Below are 21,613 nucleotides of genomic sequence, written 5' to 3'. Positions count from 1 at the left end.
CCGCCGACCTCGCCGCCGCAGCAGACGTAGCAGTGGACCTCGGCACCACAACAGGGACCGGCGAAACCACCAGCCCCGACCTCGCTGCAGCAGCCGCTGTGGGCCTCGGCCTCGGCAACACCATCGCCAACGGAACCGACACCACAGCCGCCGACCTCGCCGTCGCAGCAGACGTAGCAGTGGGCCTCGGCAACGGCACCACCGGCGGACTGGACGCCGCCGCAGACGCAGTCGTTGGTCTCGACCTCGGCAACGGCACCACCGGCGGACTCACCACCGGCGGACTCACCACCGGCGGACTGGACGCCGCCGTTGACGCAGTCGTTGGTCTCGACCTCGGCAACGGCACCACCGGCGGACTCACCACCGGCGGACTGGACGCCGCCGTTGACGCAGTCGTTGGTCTCGACCTCGGCAACGGCACCACCGGCGGACTCACCTCCGGCGGACTGGACGCCGTCGTTGACGCAGTCGTTGGTCTCGACCTCGGCAACGGCACCACCGGCGGCAGCACGGGCAACCTCGGCACCGTGGTTGACGCAGTCATCGATCTCGGCACGGGCACATCAGGCGGTAATGATGGAGTCGGCGCGGGAATTGATCTGGGCATCGACCTCGGCCTCGGTCTGGGCGACACGGGCAACGGCACAGAGAACCCGGGAACCGGTACGCCGGGAACGGAGAACCCTGGCACTGACAACCCGGGAACTGATCCGATCGACGGCAACACCGGAGGCACGGGAACGGTTGACCCTGGCACGAACGCTCCAGGAACAGGTACCCCCGGCACCGGCGGCACCACTGACGGCACCACCGGCGATACCAACGGTACTGACGCCGGCACGGCCGGTACCGGCGGCTTCTCGGCAGCACCGGCAGGTTCCACCGCAGTGAGCGGCGCCATCAGCGTCGACACCAGCGCACGCAACACCGCAGCCCAGGGCGGGACTGCCAAAGGCAGCACTGTTCTGGCCAACACGGGCATGGACGCTTCGCTCGTCCCGCTCGCCGTGCTGCTTCTGGTAGCTGGACTCCTGGTCCTCCTCCGCAAGCGCAGGGTGTCCTAAGCACCAGAGGCCTAGTGACCGTGCCTGCACCATGCGCCTGAAGCGGCAGCAGCCAGCAGGCTGAGGGAAGGGAGGACCCCGCAAAACACACAAACTCACATACTCACATTCACGCAAACATGTCATCAGCACACATGTCCTTGTGGCCGGTGGTCCGGCGGCGAAAGCTAGAGGTTCGCCGCCGGGCCGTCGGCGTGTCGCCGAACAGATACGCCAGGGCCGATCGTCCGTTTACTCCACCGCCCGTATAATTTGAGGTACGACAGTGCCGCGGCGCACCGGGAGGAACGGTATGGTGGCGGAATCGCCTAGCTCCATCAAGAATGAAGTGGTCGGCGGACGTTATCGGTTGGGTGAGGTCATTGGCCGCGGCGGGATGTCATCGGTCTACTGCGCCCGGGATGAGAAACTGGGCCGGGACGTTGCCCTTAAGCTCTTCGCCCCGCAGGCACCCGACGCCGATGAGCTGAAGCGCCAGGAAGCGGAAATCCAGCTCTTGGCTACCCTTAATCACCCAGGTTTGGTGACACTTTTCGACGCCGGCATCGACACCCGGATTCCCGATGAGCCCAGGCCTTTCCTCACCATGGAACTGGTGGACGGCCAGGACCTGAGGACCCGGATCCGGCACAGCCAGGTCCCCCTGGAGGAACTCTCGGTGATTGGGGCCGGCATCGCCGATGCCCTGGCGTACGTACACGGCCTGGGGATCATCCACCGCGACATCAAGCCCGCCAACATCCTGCTGGTGCAAATCCGCCCCGGCGAGCCGCTGCGCCCTAAGCTCACAGATTTTGGCATCGCCAGGATCGCGGACGCAACCCGCCTCACCGCCACCGGAACCATGGTGGGCACAGCCGCCTACCTCAGCCCGGAGCAGGCCCTGGGCCAGCCCCTCTCCCCCGCCTCGGACATCTATTCCCTGGGACTCGTGCTGCTTGAATGCATCAAGGGCACTGTGGAGTACCCGGGTGGCGCCGTGGAGTCGGCCGTTGCCCGGCTGCACCGCGCACCTGAGATCCCCGAGGACTTGCCCAAGGAATGGGCCGATCTCATCCGATCCATGACGGCAATCGAGCCGCTGGAACGCCCCGCAGCGGCGGACATCGAGACTGCGCTGAGGCAGGCACTGGTATCGCCCGCGTCCACGCCCGGCGAACTCGTTCCGGAAACCACGCGGGTGCTGCCGGCCATGCCGTTCCACCCGCCTTCCATCACCGCCGAGGAATCGGTGGAAGAAATCCGTGAAGCCGCAGGGCCGGTCGACAAGACCTCCCCCCTTGTTGCGGGAGTCCGCAAGAGGGGCAAGGGTTCCCCGAAGGAGCGCTCCGCCAGGTCAGGGCGGCGGCGGATGTGGCTGTTGGTGCTTCTTGGAGCCGTGGTGGCGGCGGCCGTTGTGGCTGCAGTGCTGATGAGCCTGTCCGCCCAGTCCACGCCCGACGTCGTGCCTTACCCTACGGTGACCGGTGTCCTGGGCGATCACCTGGAGGAGCTCCAGAAGAGCGTGGAGCCATGATGGGCAGCAACACCCGCGGCCACCGCCGGTCAAGGGGCATGGTTTTGACTGCTGCGGTGCTGGCAGCCGGATTGTTAACGGGCTGCGGCCCCAATGATGCCGACCTGCAGCCCGGCGCTGCCCGGCAGCTCCAGGCACGGGTCCTGGAGGTGAGCGAGGCTTCTTCGCGGAACGATCCGGCCGCCGCACTGAAAGCCCTGGAAAACCTTGAGGGGGAACTGGCGGCCGCGCAGAGCAAAGGCCAGGTTTCCGAGGAACGCCGCCAGACCATCACTACCATCGTTGCGGCCGTACGCGCCGACCTTGATGAGGCGATCGCCGCGGCGGCGAAGCCCACACAAGAAGCTCCGGCCGCTGAGGAGTCGGCTGATACCCAGGTTGCGGAACAGGCGTCGGAACAGCCCTCGGAGCAGGCCTCCCAGGAGGCCGCCCAAACGCAGGCCCCCGCGCCTGACGCAGGCAACGGCAACGCTGATAACAAGAAGGGCAACGAGGACAAGGGCAAAGGCAAGGACTAGGAGCAGGCGCACGACGGCGGTCTGCCGGCAGGGCGGCAAGCTGGCCCCCAGCCACCAACGAAAGAGGCGGCGCCCCGGGAAAACCGGGACGCCGCCTCTTGGCGTTGCTTATTAGCTGACGCTCGATCCCTAGCTCAGGGTGGCAAGCACCTTGTTCAGCGTGGCGGACGGGCGCATCACGGCGGCGGCCTTGGCATCGTCCGGGCGGTAGTAGCCGCCGATGTCGACGGGCGAGCCCTGGACCTCAGCCAGCTCGCCAACGATCGTCTCCTCCTTGGAGGACAGCTCACCGGCGATGGAGCTGAAGGCGGCGGCCAGGTCGGCGTCGTCCGTCTGCTTGGCCAGTTCCTCCGCCCAGTAGCGGGCCAGGTAGTAGTGGCTGCCGCGGTTGTCCAGTTCGCCTGCACGGCGGCTCGGGGACTTGTTTTCCAGCAGGAAGGTGCCGGTGGCGCGGTCCAGGGTATCGGCCAGGACCTGGGCGCGGGCGTTGCCGGTGGTGGTGGCCAGGTGCTCGAAGCTGACGGCCAGGGCCAGGAACTCGCCCAGGCTGTCCCAGCGCAGGTGGTTTTCCTTGAGCAGCTGCTGGACGTGCTTCGGAGCGGATCCGCCGGCGCCGGTTTCGAAGAGCCCGCCGCCGTTCATCAGCGGAACCACGGAGAGCATCTTGGCGCTGGTGCCCAGTTCCAGGATGGGGAACAGGTCCGTGAGGTAGTCGCGCAGGACGTTGCCGGATACCGAGATGGTGTCCTCGCCCTTGCGGATGCGCTCCAGCGTGAACGCGATGGCCTTGACCGGGGACATGATGCGGATGTCCAGGCCCTCGGTGTCGTGGTCCTTGAGGTACCCGTTGACCTTGTTGATGAGGTTGGCGTCGTGGGCGCGTTCCTCGTCCAGCCAGAACACTGCCGGGGTCTGCGAGGCGCGGGCACGGGTCACGGCCAGCTTGACCCAGTCCCGGATGGGCAGGTCCTTGGTCTGGCAGGCGCGCCAGATGTCGCCTACGGAGACCTGGTGTTCGATCAGGACGTTGCCGGAGCCGTCCACGATCTGGACCGTTCCTGCTTCCTGGATTTCGAAGGTCTTGTCGTGGCTGCCGTATTCCTCTGCCGCCTGGGCCATGAGGCCCACGTTCGGCACTGTTCCCATGGTGGTGGGGTCGTAGGCGCCGTTGGCGCGGCAGTCATCGATGACCACCTGGTAGATACCGGCGTAGGAGCTGTCCGGCAGCACGGCCAGGGTGTCGGCTTCCTTGCCGTCCGGGCCCCACATGTGGCCGGAGCTGCGGATCATGGCCGGCATGGACGCGTCCACAATGACGTCGCTGGGGACGTTCAGGGTGGTGATGCCCTTGTCCGAGTCCACCATGGCCAGGGCCGGGCCGTCGTCGAGGCCCTTCTTGATCAGGGACTGGACGCCTTCGCGGACGTCCTCCGGCAGGTCCTCAAGGCTGCTCAGGATGGCGGCCAGGCCGTTGTTGGGGCTGATGCCGGCGGCTGCAAGCTGCTTGCCGTAGGTCTCGAACAGTTCGGAGAAGTAGGCCTTCACCACGTGGCCGAAGATGATGGGGTCCGAGACCTTCATCATGGTGGCCTTGAGGTGGGCGGAGAACAGCACGCCCTCTTCCTTGGCGCGGGCAACCTGGGCCTTCAGGAATTCATCCAACGCCGCGGCGCGCATCACTGTGCCGTCGATGACCTCGCCGGCCAGGACGGGGAACGCCTTCTTCAGGACTTTCACAGAGCCGTCTTCGCGGACCAGCTGGATGGCGATGGTGCCCTCGGACTCGATCACCACTGACTTCTCGTTGGAGCGGAAATCGTCCTGGCCCATGGTGGCCACGTTGGTCTTGGACTCCGGGGTCCAGGCGCCCATGGAGTGCGGGTTCTGGCGCGCGTAGTTCTTCACGGACAGGGGTGCCCGGCGGTCCGAGTTGCCTTCGCGCAGCACGGGGTTCACGGCGGAGCCCTTGATCTTGTCGTAGCGGGAGCGGACGGCTGTCTCCTCATCCGAGGAGGGGTTGTCCGGGTAGTCAGGGAGGGCGTAGCCCTGGCCCTGCAGCTCCGCGATGGCTGCCTTCAGCTGCGGGATGGAGGCGCTGATGTTGGGCAGCTTGATGATGTTTGCTTCGGGCGTCTTCGCCAGTTCACCCAGTTCAGCAAGGGCGTCACCGATCTGCTGCCCGGGGGTCAGGTAGTCACCGAAGACGGCGATGATGCGGCCGGCGAGCGAAATGTCGCGGGTCTCCACCTCCACACCTGCTGTTGAGGCGAACGCCTCGATGATGGGCAGGAACGAATAGGTAGCCAGCATCGGCGCTTCGTCGGTGTGGGTGTAGATAATCTTGGACATGCGCGGGCGTCTCCCTGTGGGTCGGCTTGGTTATCATCTACAACTTACCCGAGTACGGGGCTTTGAACCCTACCGGGACCCCTCGGTTACCCCGCCGGCGAGGAGGATTACTGCGATGGAGAACGGACGACGGCGGCACCCGCCCAGGTGCCCCATCCGGCCCTCGCGTTTTCCGCGGCGGAGGGCGCCAGGAGCCCCCGCAGGCGCTACATGATACGTCACTCCTATTTACAAATCTGTCATATCTCGATAAATTCAGGACGTGCCTTCCGGCCGATCTCCGTTTCAGACAGGACAACAATGACACGCACCAGGTCCCTGGCCTCCGGCCTTCTGAGCCTCTCGGCGGCCGCCGTTCTGGCCCTCACCGCGGCAGGCGGAGCCGCCGCTGCCCCAGCCGCTTCCGGGGACGAGAAGAACCCTTCCGTTACCAGTGCGGCCGTTGCAAATACGGGCGCAGCTGACTATTGGACAGTGGACCGGATGCTGACCGCCATTCCCGGGGACGTCCTGGCCGGCAAGGCCCTGGAACGGGGTAACCGGTCCAGCCCCCTGCTCGTGGAAAAGGGCAAGAGCACAGAGGTCAAGGCCACCCGCAGAAAGCAGACCCAGACCCTCGCGCAAAGCGAAGCTCCCGTGAAGCACATCGGCAAGGTCTTCTTCACGCTCGGCGGCACCAACTACGTCTGCTCGGGCAACTCTGTGTCCGCCAAGAACAAGAGCACCGTGTCAACGGCGGGGCACTGCGTCAACGAGGGACCGGGCGCTTTCGCCACGAACTTCGTTTTCATTCCCGCGTACGAGAACGGCGCCGCCCCCTACGGCAAGTGGACCGCTACCTCACTGCATGCACCCACCCAGTGGAGCAGCGGCGGGGATATGGCTTACGACACCGGATTCGCAGTTGTTGGCAAGAACAGCAGCGGGCAGAACCTGGCTGACGTCGTCGGCGCCTCGGGCGTAGCGTTCAACCAGGCTCGCGGACTGACCTACAAGTCCTTCGGATACCCGGCAGCTTCGCCCTTCGACGGCCAAACCCTCAAGAGCTGCACCGGTACCACGTCGAAGGACCCCTACAATCCGCAGTTCAACACCCAGGGCATTCCCTGCGACATGACTGGCGGTTCCTCCGGCGGCCCGTGGTTCATCGGCACCAGCTCCACCGGTGTCCAGAACTCCATCAACAGCTACGGCTACGACCGTTCAGCCGTAATGTACGGCCCTTACTGGGGTTCCGTGATCCAGCAGGCATACAACAGTGCAGCAACATCCTAAGGACCCGCCTTCCGGTGAGGACGGCGTAAGCCACAGCGACCTGAACCAGACGCGCGAGGAGATCCTCGAGTACTGGACAGCGGAGCGGATGGCGGAAGCCAAGCCCCGGGAGCTCCGGCTTCCGGAACCCGGCCCGCGTCCAGCCAGCCAGGACTAACCCAGCAAACAACGACGGCGCCTGTACCCCTTGAGGGAACAGGCGCCGTCGTTCGTTCTACTTCTAGTGGAAGAAGTGGCGGGCACCCGTGAAGTACATGGTGATTCCGGCCGCGTTGGCTGCCGCGATGACTTCCTCATCCCGCACCGAGCCGCCGGGCTGCACCACTGCGCGGACGCCGGCGTCGATCAGGATCTGCAGGCCGTCCGCGAACGGGAAGAACGCGTCGGAAGCTGCTACTGCGCCGCGGGCACGCTGGGGTGCGGCGCTGGCACCTGTACCTGTCGTTCCGACGTTGGTGGCGCCGCCGGCGCCTTCGACGTCGGACTCAACATTCACGCCGAGGGTGTTGGCCCGCTCCACAGCCAGCCGGCAGGAATCCAGGCGGTTGACCTGGCCCATGCCGATGCCGACGGCGGCGCCGTCCTGGGCAAGGAGGATGGCGTTGGACTTGGCGGCGCGGCAGGCGGTCCAGGCAAATGCCAGGTCCGCAAGGGTCTTGTCGTCGGCGGCTTCGCCGGCGGCAAGGGTCCAGTTGGCGGGGCTGTCGCCGTCGGCATCAACCTTGTCGCTGACCTGGACCAGGACACCACCGGAAACCTGGCGGATCTCCGTGGGGTAGCGGCCGTAGCCATCCGGCAGGGCGAGCAGGCGGATGTTCTTCTTCTTGGAGAGGATTTCCACCGCTTCCGGTTCGAAGCCCGGGGCAATAACAACCTCCGTGAAAATGTCCTTCACGGTGTTGGCCATGCCCGCAGTCACGGTGCGGTTCGCGGCAATAACGCCACCAAAGGCGGAGACGGGGTCGCAGGCGTGCGCCTTGGCGTGGGCGTCAGCAATGGGGTCGGGGGCATCCGCGGCACCCACGGCGACGCCGCAGGGATTGGCGTGCTTGATGATGGCCACAGCGGGCTCGCTGAAGTCGTACGCAGCGCGGAGGGCTGCATCGGCGTCGACGAAGTTGTTGTAGCTCATGGCCTTGCCGTGCAGCTGGTCTGCCTGCGCGATGCCCGCGGGTGCAGCCTTGTCAACATAGAGGGCTGCCTGCTGGTGCGGGTTCTCGCCGTAGCGCAGCACTTCGGAACGTTCGAGGGAAAGGCCGGCGTAGGCCGGCCAGTCGATGACGCCGTCGCCGTCTTCGTCCAGGAACTGGCTCGCCGTCCAGGTGGCCACGGCGTTGTCATAGGACGCCGTGTGGGCGAACGCCTTGGCGGCCAGCCGGCGCCGGGTCTTCAGGTCGAACCCGCCCTCGGCGGCAGCGGTGACTACCTCGCCGTAGAAGGAGGGGTCCACCACGATGGCGACGGCGGCGTGGTTCTTCGCTGCGGAGCGCACCATGGCGGGCCCTCCGATGTCGATCTGCTCCACCACGTCATCCTGGGCAGCGCCGGACTTCACGGTCTCCACGAACGGGTAGAGGTTCACCACCACCAGGTCGAAAGGCTCGATCTGCATGCTGGTGAGCGTGTCCATGTGCGCCGCCACGCGGCGGTCAGCGAGGATGCCCCCGTGCACGCGCGGGTGCAGGGTCTTCACGCGGCCGTCCAGCATTTCGGGTGACCCCGTGACTTCCTCGACCTCCTGGACCGGGATGCCCGCGGCCGCGATCTTCTTCGCCGTGGACCCGGTGGATACCAGCTTCACGCCCGCTGCATGCAGGCCCTGGGCGAGCTCCTCCAGACCGGTCTTGTCGTAAACCGAGATCAGGGCCCGGCGGATGGGAACACGGTCAATGGATACGCGCTCATGCTGCGTGAAGCTCACAAATGTCTCCGTCTTATATCGCGGACCAGTGCCGCGGTTGGTGGGGATACGGCCAGTTTATCGCGAAGCGCAGGTTGCCCCGCGTGTCTGCTGGAGTGTGAACACCGGTGGGCCCGGCTAGAGTTTTCCCAGGAGGCTGCGATGAATACTTACACCACTGTGCCGAGCGGCGAACAGGTGGTCCAGGAACTGCCATGGCGATGGAAAGTCCAGGGCAGGATTTTCGTGATCGGTGGCCTCGGCTTCATGTTCGACGCCTGGGACGTGACGCTGAACGGCATCCTCATTCCGCTGCTTTCCGTGCACTGGGCGCTTACCCCGGGCGAGGTGGCCTGGGTGGGAACGTCCAACCTGATCGGCATGGCCCTGGGTGCTTTTGTATGGGGAACCATTGCAGACACCATCGGACGTAAAAAGGCCTTCACGGCCACCCTGCTGATCTTCTCCCTGTTCACCGTGCTGGGCGCCTTCTCCCCCGACTTCATGCTGTTCTGCGTGTTCCGTTTTATGGCCGGCTTCGGCCTGGGCGGCTGCATCCCTGTGGACTACGCCCTGGTGGGCGAGTTCACGCCCCGGAAGCAGCGCGGCAAGGTCCTTACGGCGATGGATGGCTGGTGGCCGGTGGGCGCCGCCCTGGCCGGGTTTGTCTCCGCCGGGCTGGTGGCCCTCTACGGCGACTGGCGGCTGACCATGCTGGTGATGGTGCTGCCTGCACTGCTGGTGTTCTGGGTCCGCCGGAGCGTGCCGGAGTCCCCGCTGTTCCTGATCCGGAAGGGCCGGCGGGAGGAAGCAGCGAAAGTCATTGACGGGCTGGTGGCCGCCACCGGCGCGGAGACGCGGGTCTACAGCCTGCCCGATGCCAAGGAAGTGCCCCGGCTCTCGGCCGGCAGCGCCTGGCACCAGCTGCGCCTGGTGTGGCAGTACAACTGGAAAATCACGGCTGCGGCCTGGTCCCTGTTCTTCACCATCCTGCTGGTCTACTACCTGTCACTGACGTGGATGCCGCGGATCCTGATCGGTGCCGGTTTTGCCGAGTACAAGGCGTTTGTCACCACCGCGTCCATGGCCGCCGTCGGGCTTTTGGGCGTTGTCGTGGCGGCCCTGCTCGTGGAACGGGTGGGCCGCAAATGGATCCTGGCCATCACCGGTCCACTGTCCGCCCTGACCTTGGTCATCGTGGCCATCGTGGTGGACATCCCCACGGCCGCCGTGTTCTGGCTTCTGGTGTTCGGATTCGTGGTGCAGGTTGCCATCCCGGTCCTGTACGCCTACGTTTCCGAGCTCTACCCCACCGAGCTGCGCGGCACCGGTTTCGGCTGGGCATCCACGTTTTCGCGGCTGGGCGCCGGCTTCGGCCCGCTCATCTTCGCGAACTACTTCTGGCCGGAGCTGGGCCTGGCCACGTCCTTTGCCCTGGCCGGCGGACTGGTGCTCCTCGCAGTGCTGTGGATGGCGTTCTTCTCCCCTGAGACCAAGCAGCGCCGCCTCGACTAGGAGACCAGCGACACGCTCCTTCAAATTCGACGCGGACATTCATTGGCGCAGACCACATTTCCGGTGCGACAGGGAGTTTGCGCCTCGAACAGGAACGTGCCCGTCAATGACGCTGTGGTAGGGGGCCAAGATCAGCCCACTACGAAAAGTGAGGACACACTGGCCGATGTAGCAGGCTCAAACCGTCTCGGCCGCGCGCCGCTGGGCGGCGGCCAGGCCTGCCAGCGTGGACACCAGGAGGCGGCGCTCCACCACCTTGATGCGCTCGTGCAGGGTTTCCTCTGTGTCGGACTCCTCAATGACCACCGCTTCCTGGGCGATGATGGGCCCGGTGTCCACGCCGGCGTCCGCCCAGTGAACAGTGCAGCCGGTGACCTTCACGCCGTATGCCATGGCATCCCGGACCCCGTGGGCGCCCGGGAAGGCCGGGAGCAGGGCGGGGTGCGTGTTGAGGTATTTGCCGTTGAAAGCATCGATGAACTCCGGGCTCACGATCCGCATGAATCCTGAGGAAACCACCACGTCCGGTTCGAAGGCCGCCACGGCCTCCGTGAGGGCGGCGTTCCACTGTGCCCGGTCAGCATAGGCCTTGAAGTCCACCACAAACGTGGGGATGCCGGCAGCGGCGGACCGCTCCACCCCATACGTGCCCGGCCGGTCTGCCCCTACCGCGGCGATGTCGACGTCGAGTTCCCCTGCCTTAACCGCGTCAATGACCGCCTGGAGGTTGGACCCGGTTCCGGAAACGAGGACTACGATGCGCATGGCTCTAGCTTATGGGCAGGCTCGCGTAGGCTGGAAAACATGAACACCACACCGCAACCGGCTGGGCAGCAGCGCACAAAACCGCCGCTCAGCGAGGCAGCAAAGGCCTCGCTCGCCAAGACCCATACCCTGTTTCGGATCTTTGTGGTTTCTGTGCTCGGCGCGTTCATCGTGTACCAGCTTGACATCAACTACCTCTGGCTATCGGCCCTCCTGACGGCCGCCAGCCTGGCCCTCGGCGTGGTGCTGCTGGTCCGGGCCGCTAGGTTGAAGGAGTCCCGGCTGGTACTCATCGGCACCATTTCCGGCCTGGTAGTGTCCGCGATCATGGTGCTGCTGGTCCTGGTCACGGCTCTGTTCTTCAGTGAGGTGCGTGAGTACCAGGAGTGCGTCGGCCGCGCTCTGACCGACCAGGCTCAGTCGGCCTGCAGGGTTCAGCTGCAGGGCTCGCTGCCCACCCAGCTCCCCTAGACACCCCCAAGCGAACGCCCGGTCTTACCGGACCAGCTCCGCGTCCTCTTCCTTGGCTGCCTGCTCACGTTCCAGCCAAGGCCCGGCCGCGTAACCCACCACGACGCCGGCAGCAACTTCAGCAGCCACCCAGACCCCCGTCCAGAACGGGTCGGGGCCAATCGCGGTGAGGCGTCCGATTCCAGCCGAACCGCGGGCAAGCCACGCCAACCCGGCCGTCATCAGCCCGGCGGCCAGCCCGCACAGCAGCCCAAGCACCAGGGTGGAAACCGTGGCGGTGAACCAGCGGGCGCGGATTTTGATGGAGAGCCACTCGTCGAAGTGGTTCTCACCTTCGCGCAGGAACCACCAGCCCGCCAGGACCCCCGCGAGGACCGGGACGATCAAGGCGACGAAGGCGTAATCCAGGGGGCCCGCCGGGATGGCCGCCAGCACCGGGATGGAGGGAAGAGGACCCACGGCGGTGCCCAGGGGACCCACCTGGGACCCCAGGCCCATCGCAAAACCGGAACCGGACGCCCACGCCAGGGCAAACACCACGAGATTGGGCAGGAAACCCAGCTGGGCAATGGTGAGGGCCACGCCCCCTACCGCGCCGGCGTCGAGCGCTTCATAGACGGCAACTACCAGGTTCCAGTGAATGAACAGGTCAACGGCCAGCAGCAGCGCGGCCAGCGCCAGGGCTGACACCACCGCCACAAAACCGGCTTTCGCGGCGGAGCCGAGGTAGGACCCGGCCCAGCGCGAATGCTGGCTGGTGCGGGAAATCCAGTCCACGGCGTCGACGCCGATGAGCCGGCTCCAGGAGCCTGCCTCACGGCGTGCGCCGATCACCATGCCCAGTGCGTACGGAATGAGGGGGATGAACATGGCATGCCAAGGGTTGATGCCGACGTCGGGCGTGCGGCAGATGAAGCCCGTTGCCGCACCGAAGGCCGCGTAGACCAGCCAGGAACCGAGGAGTGCCTGCCACAGTTGGTCCGTGTATGAGGCCCGGGCCAGCCGCCGGCCGGCCCGCCAGGCCAGCAGGAAAGGGATCAGGGTGAGGCCAAGCGGAATAAGTGTCAGCAGCCCGGACCCGGAGTTGGCTGCAGCAGTGGAGCCCGCGGCATGGAGCTCCAGCGGCACACCATGGACCAGCAGCCAGGATTGGCCGGCCAGGCGGGCCAGGAAGTCGACCGCGCTGTCATGGAAACCCGCAGTGGCCCAAACCGCCAGGACCGGAGCGATCACCACCAGTGCCGAGATGATGGCTGCCTGCGCCGTCTCGAGGGCGCCCTGCAGCCACAAGGGCATGGGAAGGCCACGGTCTCCGGTCTGATCAGCGCGCAGTTTCATCGTTTTCCATGGTGTCACGGCCGCCCCGTCCGGTCCGTGACCGACAGGCACAACCCGTGTGAGCACCGACTCAATGCCCCGTTGAACCGGCGCTTTTCGCAAGGCCCAGCCGTAAAATTTAACTGTCCACAGTAGTGGCAGGAGGTTGGAAATGACTACCGCATCCCCGCATGCACACGGCGTTCACTTTGGCCGGGCAGACGTCCAAAACGTGGGCATGGGAGTGGGAATTGTTTTGATGCTGGTGGGTGTCCTGGGCTTTATCCCGGGCGTCACCACCCAATACAGCGAACTGATGTTCCTCGGACCGGCTTCACATGCCATGTTCCTTGGTTTGTTCCAGGTATCCATGCTGCTGAATCTGGTGCAGCTGGCTATCGGTGCAACCGCCCTGGCAATGTCCCGCACCGAGCACGGCGCCCGTAATTTCCTTCTCGGAGCAGGTGCGCTGTACGTCGTCCTGGCCATCTTCGGGCTCATTGTCGGCGTTGGTTCGGCGGCGAATTTCCTGTCGCTGAACATGGCTGATAACTGGACCCACCTGGCGCTGGGTGTCGTCATGATTGTTGCCGGCTGGCTGTTCTCCAGGAACGTGGCGGCCGACAGGACATAGCCCGGTATCCGTAACCCGGGAAAACAGGAGCCGCGAATGAAAGAAGAACACTAAGTTCTGAAGATATTCGTCCTACTGGCTGGTGCAGTTGCCGCTTCCGGCGTGGCTGCACCAGCACTCCGCGGCTATACCGCCGCAAAAGCGTACAGTCGCGGCAAGAGAAAGTTCCGCATGCACAACGACGCCGGGAGCCCCCAAATGGACTCCCGGCGTCGTTCGCTGTGTGTTGCCTTCGCGCCGGTCCGTTCAGCGGCGCGTCAGCAGTACCTCAGGGGTAAGGATCAGCGGCGGGAATTGCCGTCAACGCCGTCACCGTCGGCGTCAATGTGCTCCTTGCGGACTTCCTCGTTAACCGTGACGTCGTCCTGGACTACTTCCTTGTCCAGGCGGACACGCTCCACCGGAACGGTTTCCTTCTCAATCACCGGGCGTTCCTCGTGCAGGATCACCTCATGCTCTTCCTCGCTGATGTCCGGGCCGTCAAGGGCAGCACCGCGGTTGGCATCAGTGATGGGCTCGCGCTCGAGGCGGACCTCTTCGCGCTGCACCGGAACGGTCTTGGTGACGTTTTCCGTGGTGACGTACTTCCGGAGCCTGGCCCGGCCGGCGGCCTCGCGCTCGGTGCCGACGTGAAGCCGCTCCTCCGAGCGGGTCATGGCGTCGTCCGTGGTGGGGCCGGAGGTGTCGTGGCCAACGGCGCCGCGGTCCGAGGTGCCGCCTGCCGTGCCGGCTGCGTAGCCGTCTGTGCCCGCGTTCGGCGTGCCGGCGTTTAGGTCGGCATCGCCTTGGAAGTCCACGTCGTTGCGGGTGTCGGAGTAGGTCCGGGCGCCGCGCTCGTAGTAGGTGTACAGCTGGTCTTCTTCCTCAGGGGTGAGGTGTCCGTCCACATCTACGCGGGGGGCATCCTTGACGTGGTCCTTGGTAAAGGGAACCACCAAGTCGTCTCCCTGCGTGTGTGCCCCTTCTACCGGAACGAAAGACTGGGAGGTGCCGAAGAGGCCGGTCTTGACCGTAACCCAGGTGGGCTCCCCGGTATCGTCGTCCGCGTAGAGCTGTCCCATCGAACCGATCTTCTCGCCGTCGGAACCGAGGACGTTCCCGCCCTTGTTGAGCAGGCTTTCAAGGTTTTCCCTGTTGAGCATGACGTCTCCTTGGATGTGTCGTTGCGCTGGGTCTAGCTAGCTTTGGATATCCCGGTACCGGAGGGTCCCCCGGAGTGCGGCCTCCGCCCCCTCTGCTGAAGGCTTCGCGCTAGCTGCCCGTATACAGTAAGCAGGCTTAGCATCAAAAGGGAAGTCTACTTACTAATTTTCTTCGTGCCGAATGCCTTGACCCCGGTCTGACAGGCAGCTTTGCCCTGAAAAAAGTTCAAGCCTACCTCGCGGTCCCGACGGACCGGAGCCCCCCGTTCCAGCTGCGCCGGCGACGCCCTGAAGTTTCCCTAACCTTTCCCGCGGCGTCACGTCCGGTCCCCCGCCCGGCAACGCCGCCCGCCCACGGTGGAGGGGTGAGGATCGCAATTATTGCTGAATCGTTCCTGCCCCTGATGAACGGTGTTACGCACTCCATCCTGCGGGTGCTGGACCACTTGCAGGAGCGGGGCGACGACGTCCTGGTGATCGCCCCCTCCACGCAGGATACGGACGCCCCGGACTGCGTGAAGGGTGCCGGGATCCACCGACTGCCGGCTGTGCCGATGGCCGGTTACACGAACGTCAGGGTGGCGATGGGCGGTGTGTACCGGGTCAAGCGAATCCTTGCCGAGTATGCACCGGATGTGGTCCATCTGGCCTCGCCGTTCGTCCTCGGCTGGCGCGCTGTCCAGGCTGCCCGGCAGCTGGGCATCCCCACAGTGGCGATTTACCAGACCGAAGTTCCCAGCTACGCGGCCCGGTACGGCGTCCCGTTCCTGGAGAACTGGGCCTGGAGCCGGGTGGAAAACATCCACCTCCTCGCCACCCGCACCCTGGTGCCGTCCACGTTCGCGCTGAACCAGTTGCGCGGCCGCGGCATTCCCCGGGTCCGGATGTGGCGCAGGGGTGTGGACACGGCACGCTTTTCGCCGGAAAAGCGCGACGACGGGTGGCGGGCCACGGTGGCCCGCCACGGTGAGAGAATCATTGGCTACGTGGGCCGGCTAGCCGTGGAGAAGCAGGTGGAGGACTTGGCCGCCCTGGCCGGGCTGCCCGGCACCAAGCTGGTGGTCGTGGGCGACGGACCGCAGCGGGCTGCCTTGGAGGAGGCCTTGCCGGGGGCGGCCTTCACGGGGTTCCTGGGCGGCGAGGCCTTGGCCGGTGCGATGGCCTCCTTTGATCTTTTTGTCCATCCGGGCGAGTTCGAAACCTTCTGCCAGACCATCCAGGAGGCCATGGCATCGGGTGTGCCGGTGGTGGCCACGGGCCGCGGAGGCCCCCTGGACCTGGTGGAGAACTCCCGGACCGGCTGGCTCTACGAACCCGGAGACCTGTCCGGGATGCGCACCCGGGTACTGGACCTGATGGGCGACGACGCCAAGCGCCGCGCCTTCGCTGCAGCAGCACACGCATCCGTGCAGGACAGGACCTGGCCCGCCCTCTGCCAACAGCTGGTCCGGCATTACGAAGAGGTCGTTGCCGGCACGCCGGTTCCCCTCAATGCAGGCACGGGGTCAATCAACACCGAAGGAGCAACACAGTGAAGATCTCCGTCATTGGCTGCGGCTATCTCGGCGCAGTACACGCCGCGACGTTGGCGTCTATGGGGCACACAGTGGTGGGAATCGACGTCGACCCCGCCAAAGTGGACCAGCTTTCCCGCGGCCATGCCCCCTTCCACGAGCCCGGCCTGGACGAACTCCTGCAGGACGGCCTGGCCACGGGACGGTTGACTTTCTCAACGGAGGCGGCCCATGCCATGGGCGCACAGGTGCACTTCCTGTGCGTGGGAACGCCCCAGCACAAGACGTCCGACGCCGCTGACCTCACCTTTCTGACCGCCGCAGCGGAGGCGCTGCTGCCGAACCTTGCCGCGGGCGCCGTCGTCGTCGGGAAATCGACCGTACCCGTGGGGACGGTGGACATGCTCCGTGGGGTGTTGCGGACACGCCCGGATGTCCTGCTGGGCTGGAACCCCGAATTCCTCCGGCAAGGCACAGCGGTGAAGGACTCACTGGTGCCGGACCGGCTGGTTTACGGAGTGGACGGCGGCCGGGCAGCAGCGTTCAATGTGCTGACTGGCGCGCCAACTGGTGTGACCGCCGCCTTGGACGCCGTCTATGAGCCGCTGCTGGCAGCGCGCATTCCCCGCTTCGTGTGCAATTTCGCCACCGCCGAACTGATCAAGTCGGCGGCGAACGCCTACCTCGCCACCAAGGTGAGTTTCATCAATGCCATGTCCGAGCTCTGCGACGCCGCCGGCGCGGACGTGGCAGAACTGGCTGAGGCGATGGGAATGGATCCGCGGATCGGCGCGCGATACCTGCACCCCGGGCTGGGTTTCGGCGGCGGCTGCCTGCCCAAGGACATCCGCAGCTTCCGGGCCCAGGCGGCCGGCCTCAGGGTTACTGCTGTGGAGGAATGGATGCAGCTGGTGGATGACGTCAACCTTGGCCAGCGCGCCCGGACGGTCACCCTGGCCGCGGAACTCTGCGGCGGCAGCCTGGCCGGGCGCTCCATCACGGTGCTTGGCGCATCCTTCAAGCCGGACACGGATGACATCCGGGACTCCCCTGCCCTGGACGTTGCGGACCGCCTCGCTGCTGCCGGGGCCCACGTGACGGTGACCGACCCCAAAGCCGTGAACCATGCCTGGCGGCGCTACTCCAGGCTCCGGTTCGAGCCCACCACCCTGCGGGCGCTCGAGGGCGCGGAGGTGGTCCTGCTCCTCACCGAATGGGAGGAGTACCGCCGGCTTTCGCCTGCCGTTGCAGGTGCGCTGGTACGACGCCGGGTGCTGCTTGACGCGCGCAACGCGCTGGATGCCACGGCCTGGCAAGCCGAAGGCTGGGTGGTACGCGGCCTCGGGACCTCAGCCGGACCGGTGCCTGCGGTAGCCGGTCAGCTGGCATAACTGGAGTTGACGTAGACGGAGTCAATGGCCGGCGGCCATCTGCCGAAGGAGTCAGTTCAACAGGCCCAGCTCGGCAAATGCCAGCGCCACTCCGTTTCCGGCGGGTCCAGCTGTGAGGCGGTCAGCGACAGCCAGCACCGCCGGATGGCCGCCCTCCACACCGATGCCGACCGCGGCGTACTCCAGCATTTCGATGTCGTTTGCGCTGTCGCCGATGGCAATGATGTCCTCCCGGTTCAGGCCCAGGCGCTCCTCCAGCACCTGGATGCCCACCGCCTTGTGGGTCCCTGCCATGTAGATCTCCCCGGCGCGGTCACCCAACGCTGACAGCGAACTGGGGATAAGCCCCACCTCCGGGCCGAAGCCGGTCATGAGTTCAGTCAGCGGCACAGGGGAATCAAAGCAGGAAATCTTGGCGAAGGAGACATGGCGGAGGTCATCGCCGTACTGCATCGGACCCAGGATGTCCTCAAGGGGATCCACGTCGGTGCTCAACACCCCGTCATGTCCGGGACGGCCCTCGAAAATGGGACCGAGTACCTGCCTCAGGCGCTGGTCCACACCGGTCCGGCCGTACAGTGCGCCTGGTGCTTCCAGGATGTAGGCGGCGCTGTTCGCGTCAAGAGTCTCCACGATGAGGGCCGCAAGGTCCGGTTCAAAACGGCTGTCTTTGAGGACTTCGCCGTTAAGCTCCACGCGGGCTCCGGCGCCCGTGATGATGCCGTCGAAACCTGCATCGAGGATGTGTTCCGGCACCATGGACAGCGGGCGGCCGGTGCACACGAAGACGAGGTGGCCAAGCCGCCGGGCTGTCCGCACGGCTTCCACGTGGGCGTCCGGTACTACTCCGTGGTCCGCGTAGGTGCCGTCGATGTCGAGGAAGATGGCACGTGGCCGGATGGTGTGCTGGCTGGACATGCCGGAGCTCCTTGGTTGTTGGCCGGGACAATCAACTCTATGCGAAGCGACTTTTCCCGGGCCCGAAAAATGCTGCTTATGGCGCCCGCGCCCGCAACTGCGTGCAGCCCGTGGTTCCGGCCGGCCAAACTGACAGTCATCCCGTGATATTCAAGGTCTTGAAGTACAGTAAGCACACTGATTGAATTAGGGAACCGGACATGGGGGCACGGCACAACTTACTGATTAAGGAGTGACAACATGGGTATTCTCGGATTTCTCATTTTGGGCCTGATCGCTGGTGCTATTGCCAAGGCCATCCTGCCGGGACGTCAGGGCGGGGGCTGGGTAATCACCATGGTCCTCGGCGTCGTCGGCGCTATCCTGGGCGGCTGGATCGGCTCGCTGATATTCGGCGGCGGACTGGCTGAATTCTTCGATATTCGCACTTGGCTGCTTGCCATTCTCGGATCGATTATTGTACTGCTGATTTACGGCGCAGTTACCAACCGGAGCGGCCGCCGCGTATAGCCGCATTTCGTAAACGCCAAGCGCCGTTCTCCCCACAAGGAGGGCGGCGCTTTTTTATGCACTGATGGGACCACCCAAAAGCCGCTGACCACATTCGGCAGGATTTGTGAGGCGTTTGGAAAAAAGGCTCCCCCGGCCCCTGTATTTTCGGAGCGGGGACTTTATGATGTGCGAGGGGGTGGTGCAATGGCCGATTCTCAAGGCCACAGCAAGGGTTTGGCAGAGCCTGCGCTCGGTGCGGTCCTGGACGCCAGTCCCGATGCCCTCCTCGCCGTGGTCCCCGACGGCAGCATCACCGTGGCCAACGCCGCTGCGCAGCGGCTTTTCGGCTTCAGCCGGAGTGAGTTGGCCGGGCGGAACCACCATTCGCTGTTTGCTGAGGGCTTCCAGGGCGAAGTGGACCGGATTTTCCAGCAACTGCTCGCCGACCCGGAGAAACAGCTGCCGCCGCGGGCGGTATCCTGCGTGAACAGCAGCGGGACGGTGTTTTCGGCGGAGGTGGCAGCGGCACTGCTCCCCGGCGAGGACCCGGACGGCCAGCGGACACACGGTGGAGCGCCCCGGCTGTTGCTCTCGGTGCGGGGTACGTCGCACCGGGCCGCCGCGGAGGAGGACCTGCGCGAGGCAATGTCCCTGGTGACGGCCACCCTGGAATCCACGGCGGACGGCATCCTGGTGATGAGCAACCAGGGCCACGTTGCTGGGTTCAATGAACAGTTCCTGGCCATGTGGCGCATCCCCGCAGAGCTCCTCAAGGGCAATGGCGAAGAACCGATCATGCGGCTCGTCGTTTCCCAAGTGGCCGACCCCGTGGCATTTATGGGCCGAATCAACGAACTGGAGGACAACCCCGCAGCGGAGAGCCACGACGTCCTGGATTTCAAGGACGGCCGCACATTCGAGCGCTATTCCCGGCCCCAGCGGGTGGGCGACCGGATTGTGGGCAGGGTGTGGAGCTTCCGGGATGTCACCCCGCGGCGCAAGGCGCAGGAACAGGCCCAGCAGGCGATGCTTGATCTGGCGGCGCAAACAGAGAAGCTGCGCGCGATGGCTTTCCAGGATCCGCTGACGGGGCTTGCCAACAGGGCGGTCTTCAACGATGGACTGGCGGACGCCCTGAAAGAGCCGCGGCTGAAGGCAGTGGATGTCCTCCTGCTGGACCTGGATGATTTCAAGGAAGTCAACGACATATTGGGGCACCAGGCCGGCGACGACATGCTGATTGAGGTGGCGCGCAGGCTCCGTGGCTGTGTCCCCACCGCTGACGTGGTGGCCAGGCTGGGCGGGGACGAATTCGTGGTGCTGCTGACCGCCTGCCCGGATGCCGATGCCATTGCCGCCTGCATTGTCCGCTGCCTGCACGTTCCCGTCACCATCAGCGGAACGGTGCTGCGGCCCAGCCTCAGCCTGGGGCTTGCGTCCCTGGGACAGGACAACGTTGGCCCCTCTGAGCTGCTGCGGCAGGCGGATATCGCCATGTATGCGGCCAAGGCGGCAGGAAAGAACCGCTTCCTCCGGTTCCACCACGACATGATGGCAGCCCTGGTGCGGCGTACAGACATGGAGAGCGGGCTGCAGCTGGCCGTGTCCCGGGGCCAGATCTCGGTGGACTTCCAGCCCATCGTGTCGCACCGGATGGGCCAGGTGGTGAAGTTCGAGGCTCTGGCACGGTGGGACAGGGACGGCGAGCGCGTGCCGCCGTCGGTCTTTATCCCGCTGGCTGAACGGACGGGACTGATCAACGAAATCGGCGCCGAAGTGATGGCCCTCGGGATGCTGCAGCTGGCCTCTTGGCTCAGCGAGGACCCGTCCCGGTCACTCGCGCTGAACGTCTCCGGCGCGCAGCTGCAGGACAGGGATTTCGCGGACGAAGTCCTGCGCCTGGCTGAGGCCAGCGGCGTGGCTCCCTACCAGCTGATGCTGGAAGTGACGGAGTCAGTATTTTTCGACGCCGATTGCAGCCTGATCAAACAGCTCAGCATCTTGCGGGACGCCGGTGCCCGGGTTGCTTTGGACGATTTTGGCACCGGCTATTCATCCCTGGGCCGGCTGCAGGACCTGCCGGTAGACACTGTCAAGATCGACAAAACGTTTGTGTCCATGGTGCGCACCGGCGCCGAGCGCCTGCCCATCCTCAGTTCAATGATCAATATGGCCCACAGCCTCGGCTTGACGGTTACGGCGGAGGGCGTGGAGACAGTGGCCCAGGCGGACTACCTCACGGCCTTGGACTGCGACTCGTTGCAGGGGTATCTGTTCTCGTTGCCCGAACCGGGCGAGCGGCTCGAGTACGCCCTGCATCATGCGGAAGAAGCGCTCAGCGCGCTCAAGGGGCGGTAAAGGGAAATGCCCTACGCGGCCTTGTCGCGTCCCGTCTGTTTCGGGTCCTTCTGCGGCTGGAGATTTTTGGAGCGGGCAGGTTCGGCGGGTCGGTCTGCCATTGCTCCGGAGGTAGCGGCCGGCTCGACCTCAGACGCTTCCGCCACAGCGGCTGCCGCAAAAGTGTCTGCCGCTTCCGCAGCGCGGTTGCGCTTCCAGCGGCGGATCAGGTCCACGGCGGCCACGATGCCGGCCAGCGGGGTGAGTACGGCCGCCAGGTAGACGAAGAGCATCCAGGTCAGGGTGGTCAGCGGAGGCTGGTTGTTGTTCAGCAGGGACAGGCCGCCCAAAAGACCGGTGACCCAAAAGAGGACCACTGCGGTGAGCACCGTGGCGGCCGGGAAATACTGGTTGGACACGATTTTTTTCAGGTTTTCCATGCACTTCCTCCTGCCTGGCCGGGGCACGGCAACAGCCGCTCAAAACCAGTAT

19 protein-coding genes are annotated in these 21,613 nt (G+C 65.4%); 12 read left to right on the top strand and 7 right to left on the bottom strand.

Annotated features, from left to right (window positions below):
• The 3 genes from AC5RVY_RS15715 to AC5RVY_RS15705 form a co-directional block, all read left to right on the top strand.
• The coding region (locus AC5RVY_RS15715) for an LPXTG cell wall anchor domain-containing protein (protein ID WP_493955631.1) at positions 1 to 1,067 on the top strand (1,067 nt) is incomplete at its 5' end.
• 292 nt (positions 1,068 to 1,359) lie between these two features.
• Positions 1,360 to 2,583 carry a serine/threonine-protein kinase gene (locus tag AC5RVY_RS15710; protein WP_493955630.1) on the top strand — a complete coding sequence of 408 codons (1,224 nt, stop codon included), beginning with the start codon at positions 1,360 to 1,362 and terminating at the stop codon, positions 2,581 to 2,583.
• Positions 2,580 to 3,101 (top strand): hypothetical protein, encoded by a 522-nt coding sequence (locus tag AC5RVY_RS15705; protein ID WP_493955629.1) that lies wholly within the window; start codon positions 2,580 to 2,582, stop codon positions 3,099 to 3,101. The genes AC5RVY_RS15710 and AC5RVY_RS15705 overlap by 4 nt, the downstream gene beginning before the upstream one ends.
• 129 nt (positions 3,102 to 3,230) lie before the next feature.
• Here the strand turns inward: AC5RVY_RS15705 and AC5RVY_RS15700 are convergent, their stop codons facing one another.
• Entirely contained in the window at positions 3,231 to 5,450 is a 2,220-nt protein-coding gene (locus AC5RVY_RS15700; RefSeq protein ID WP_493955628.1) for an NADP-dependent isocitrate dehydrogenase, read from the bottom strand.
• A gap of 300 nt (positions 5,451 to 5,750) precedes the next feature.
• On the opposite strand from AC5RVY_RS15700, the gene AC5RVY_RS15695 reads away from it, so the two are divergent.
• Entirely contained in the window at positions 5,751 to 6,725 is a 975-nt protein-coding gene (locus AC5RVY_RS15695; protein WP_493955627.1) for a trypsin-like serine peptidase, read from the top strand.
• Entirely contained in the window at positions 6,709 to 6,882 is a 174-nt protein-coding gene (locus AC5RVY_RS15690) for a hypothetical protein (RefSeq protein ID WP_493955626.1), read from the top strand. Before AC5RVY_RS15695 ends, AC5RVY_RS15690 begins: the two co-directional genes overlap by 17 nt.
• A gap of 63 nt (positions 6,883 to 6,945) precedes the next feature.
• Here the strand turns inward: AC5RVY_RS15690 and purH are convergent, their stop codons facing one another.
• Positions 6,946 to 8,646 carry a bifunctional phosphoribosylaminoimidazolecarboxamide formyltransferase/IMP cyclohydrolase gene (gene purH, locus AC5RVY_RS15685; protein WP_493955625.1) on the bottom strand — a complete coding sequence of 567 codons (1,701 nt, stop codon included), beginning with the start codon at positions 8,644 to 8,646 and terminating at the stop codon, positions 6,946 to 6,948.
• A 141-nt stretch (positions 8,647 to 8,787) separates the two neighbouring features.
• Between purH and AC5RVY_RS15680 the strand changes: the two genes are divergently transcribed.
• Complete coding sequence (locus AC5RVY_RS15680) at positions 8,788 to 10,140, top strand: MFS transporter (RefSeq protein WP_493955624.1); 1,353 nt, start codon at positions 8,788 to 8,790, stop codon at positions 10,138 to 10,140.
• A 177-nt stretch (positions 10,141 to 10,317) separates the two neighbouring features.
• On the opposite strand, the gene purN is transcribed toward AC5RVY_RS15680, so the two are convergent.
• Entirely contained in the window at positions 10,318 to 10,905 is a 588-nt protein-coding gene (gene purN / locus AC5RVY_RS15675) for a phosphoribosylglycinamide formyltransferase (RefSeq protein WP_493955623.1), read from the bottom strand.
• A gap of 39 nt (positions 10,906 to 10,944) precedes the next feature.
• On the opposite strand from purN, the gene AC5RVY_RS15670 reads away from it, so the two are divergent.
• Entirely contained in the window at positions 10,945 to 11,376 is a 432-nt protein-coding gene (locus AC5RVY_RS15670; protein WP_493955622.1) for a hypothetical protein, read from the top strand.
• Between the two features lie 24 nt (positions 11,377 to 11,400).
• On the opposite strand, the gene AC5RVY_RS15665 is transcribed toward AC5RVY_RS15670, so the two are convergent.
• Positions 11,401 to 12,714: a cell division protein PerM gene (locus AC5RVY_RS15665; protein ID WP_493955621.1), complete on the bottom strand. Its 1,314-nt coding sequence runs from the start codon at positions 12,712 to 12,714 to the stop codon at positions 11,401 to 11,403.
• Positions 12,715 to 12,865: 151 nt separating this feature from the next.
• Between AC5RVY_RS15665 and AC5RVY_RS15660 the strand changes: the two genes are divergently transcribed.
• The gene (locus AC5RVY_RS15660; RefSeq protein ID WP_493955620.1) at positions 12,866 to 13,327 is read left to right on the top strand and encodes a DUF4383 domain-containing protein; all 462 of its coding nucleotides are present in this window, start codon (positions 12,866 to 12,868) and stop codon (positions 13,325 to 13,327) included.
• Between the two features lie 281 nt (positions 13,328 to 13,608).
• Here AC5RVY_RS15660 and AC5RVY_RS15655 read toward each other — a convergent pair whose 3' ends face one another.
• Positions 13,609 to 14,469: a YsnF/AvaK domain-containing protein gene (locus AC5RVY_RS15655; protein ID WP_493955619.1), complete on the bottom strand. Its 861-nt coding sequence runs from the start codon at positions 14,467 to 14,469 to the stop codon at positions 13,609 to 13,611.
• A gap of 365 nt (positions 14,470 to 14,834) precedes the next feature.
• Between AC5RVY_RS15655 and AC5RVY_RS15650 the strand changes: the two genes are divergently transcribed.
• Complete coding sequence (locus tag AC5RVY_RS15650) at positions 14,835 to 16,004, top strand: glycosyltransferase family 4 protein (protein ID WP_493955618.1); 1,170 nt, start codon at positions 14,835 to 14,837, stop codon at positions 16,002 to 16,004.
• Positions 16,001 to 17,374, top strand: coding sequence for a UDP-glucose dehydrogenase family protein (locus AC5RVY_RS15645; RefSeq protein ID WP_493955617.1), 1,374 nt, complete (start codon positions 16,001 to 16,003; stop codon positions 17,372 to 17,374). The genes AC5RVY_RS15650 and AC5RVY_RS15645 overlap by 4 nt, the downstream gene beginning before the upstream one ends.
• Positions 17,375 to 17,425: 51 nt before the next feature.
• Here AC5RVY_RS15645 and AC5RVY_RS15640 read toward each other — a convergent pair whose 3' ends face one another.
• Positions 17,426 to 18,292 (bottom strand): HAD hydrolase family protein, encoded by an 867-nt coding sequence (locus AC5RVY_RS15640; protein WP_493955616.1) that lies wholly within the window; start codon positions 18,290 to 18,292, stop codon positions 17,426 to 17,428.
• 240 nt (positions 18,293 to 18,532) lie between these two features.
• On the opposite strand from AC5RVY_RS15640, the gene AC5RVY_RS15635 reads away from it, so the two are divergent.
• On the top strand, positions 18,533 to 18,802 hold the full coding sequence (locus AC5RVY_RS15635) for a GlsB/YeaQ/YmgE family stress response membrane protein (RefSeq protein ID WP_493955615.1): 270 nt from the start codon (positions 18,533 to 18,535) through the stop codon (positions 18,800 to 18,802).
• 186 nt (positions 18,803 to 18,988) lie between these two features.
• Positions 18,989 to 21,142 (top strand): putative bifunctional diguanylate cyclase/phosphodiesterase, encoded by a 2,154-nt coding sequence (locus AC5RVY_RS15630; RefSeq protein ID WP_493955614.1) that lies wholly within the window; start codon positions 18,989 to 18,991, stop codon positions 21,140 to 21,142.
• A gap of 11 nt (positions 21,143 to 21,153) precedes the next feature.
• Here the strand turns inward: AC5RVY_RS15630 and AC5RVY_RS15625 are convergent, their stop codons facing one another.
• Positions 21,154 to 21,561, bottom strand: a complete 408-nt coding sequence (locus AC5RVY_RS15625) for a hypothetical protein (RefSeq protein WP_493955613.1) — start codon at positions 21,559 to 21,561, stop codon at positions 21,154 to 21,156.
• Between the last annotated feature and the right edge of the window lie 52 nt (positions 21,562 to 21,613).

The sequence above is a fragment of the Arthrobacter sp. Ha26 genome, from assembly GCF_059091705.1.
This window is presented reverse-complemented; position numbering and strand designations above follow the sequence as displayed.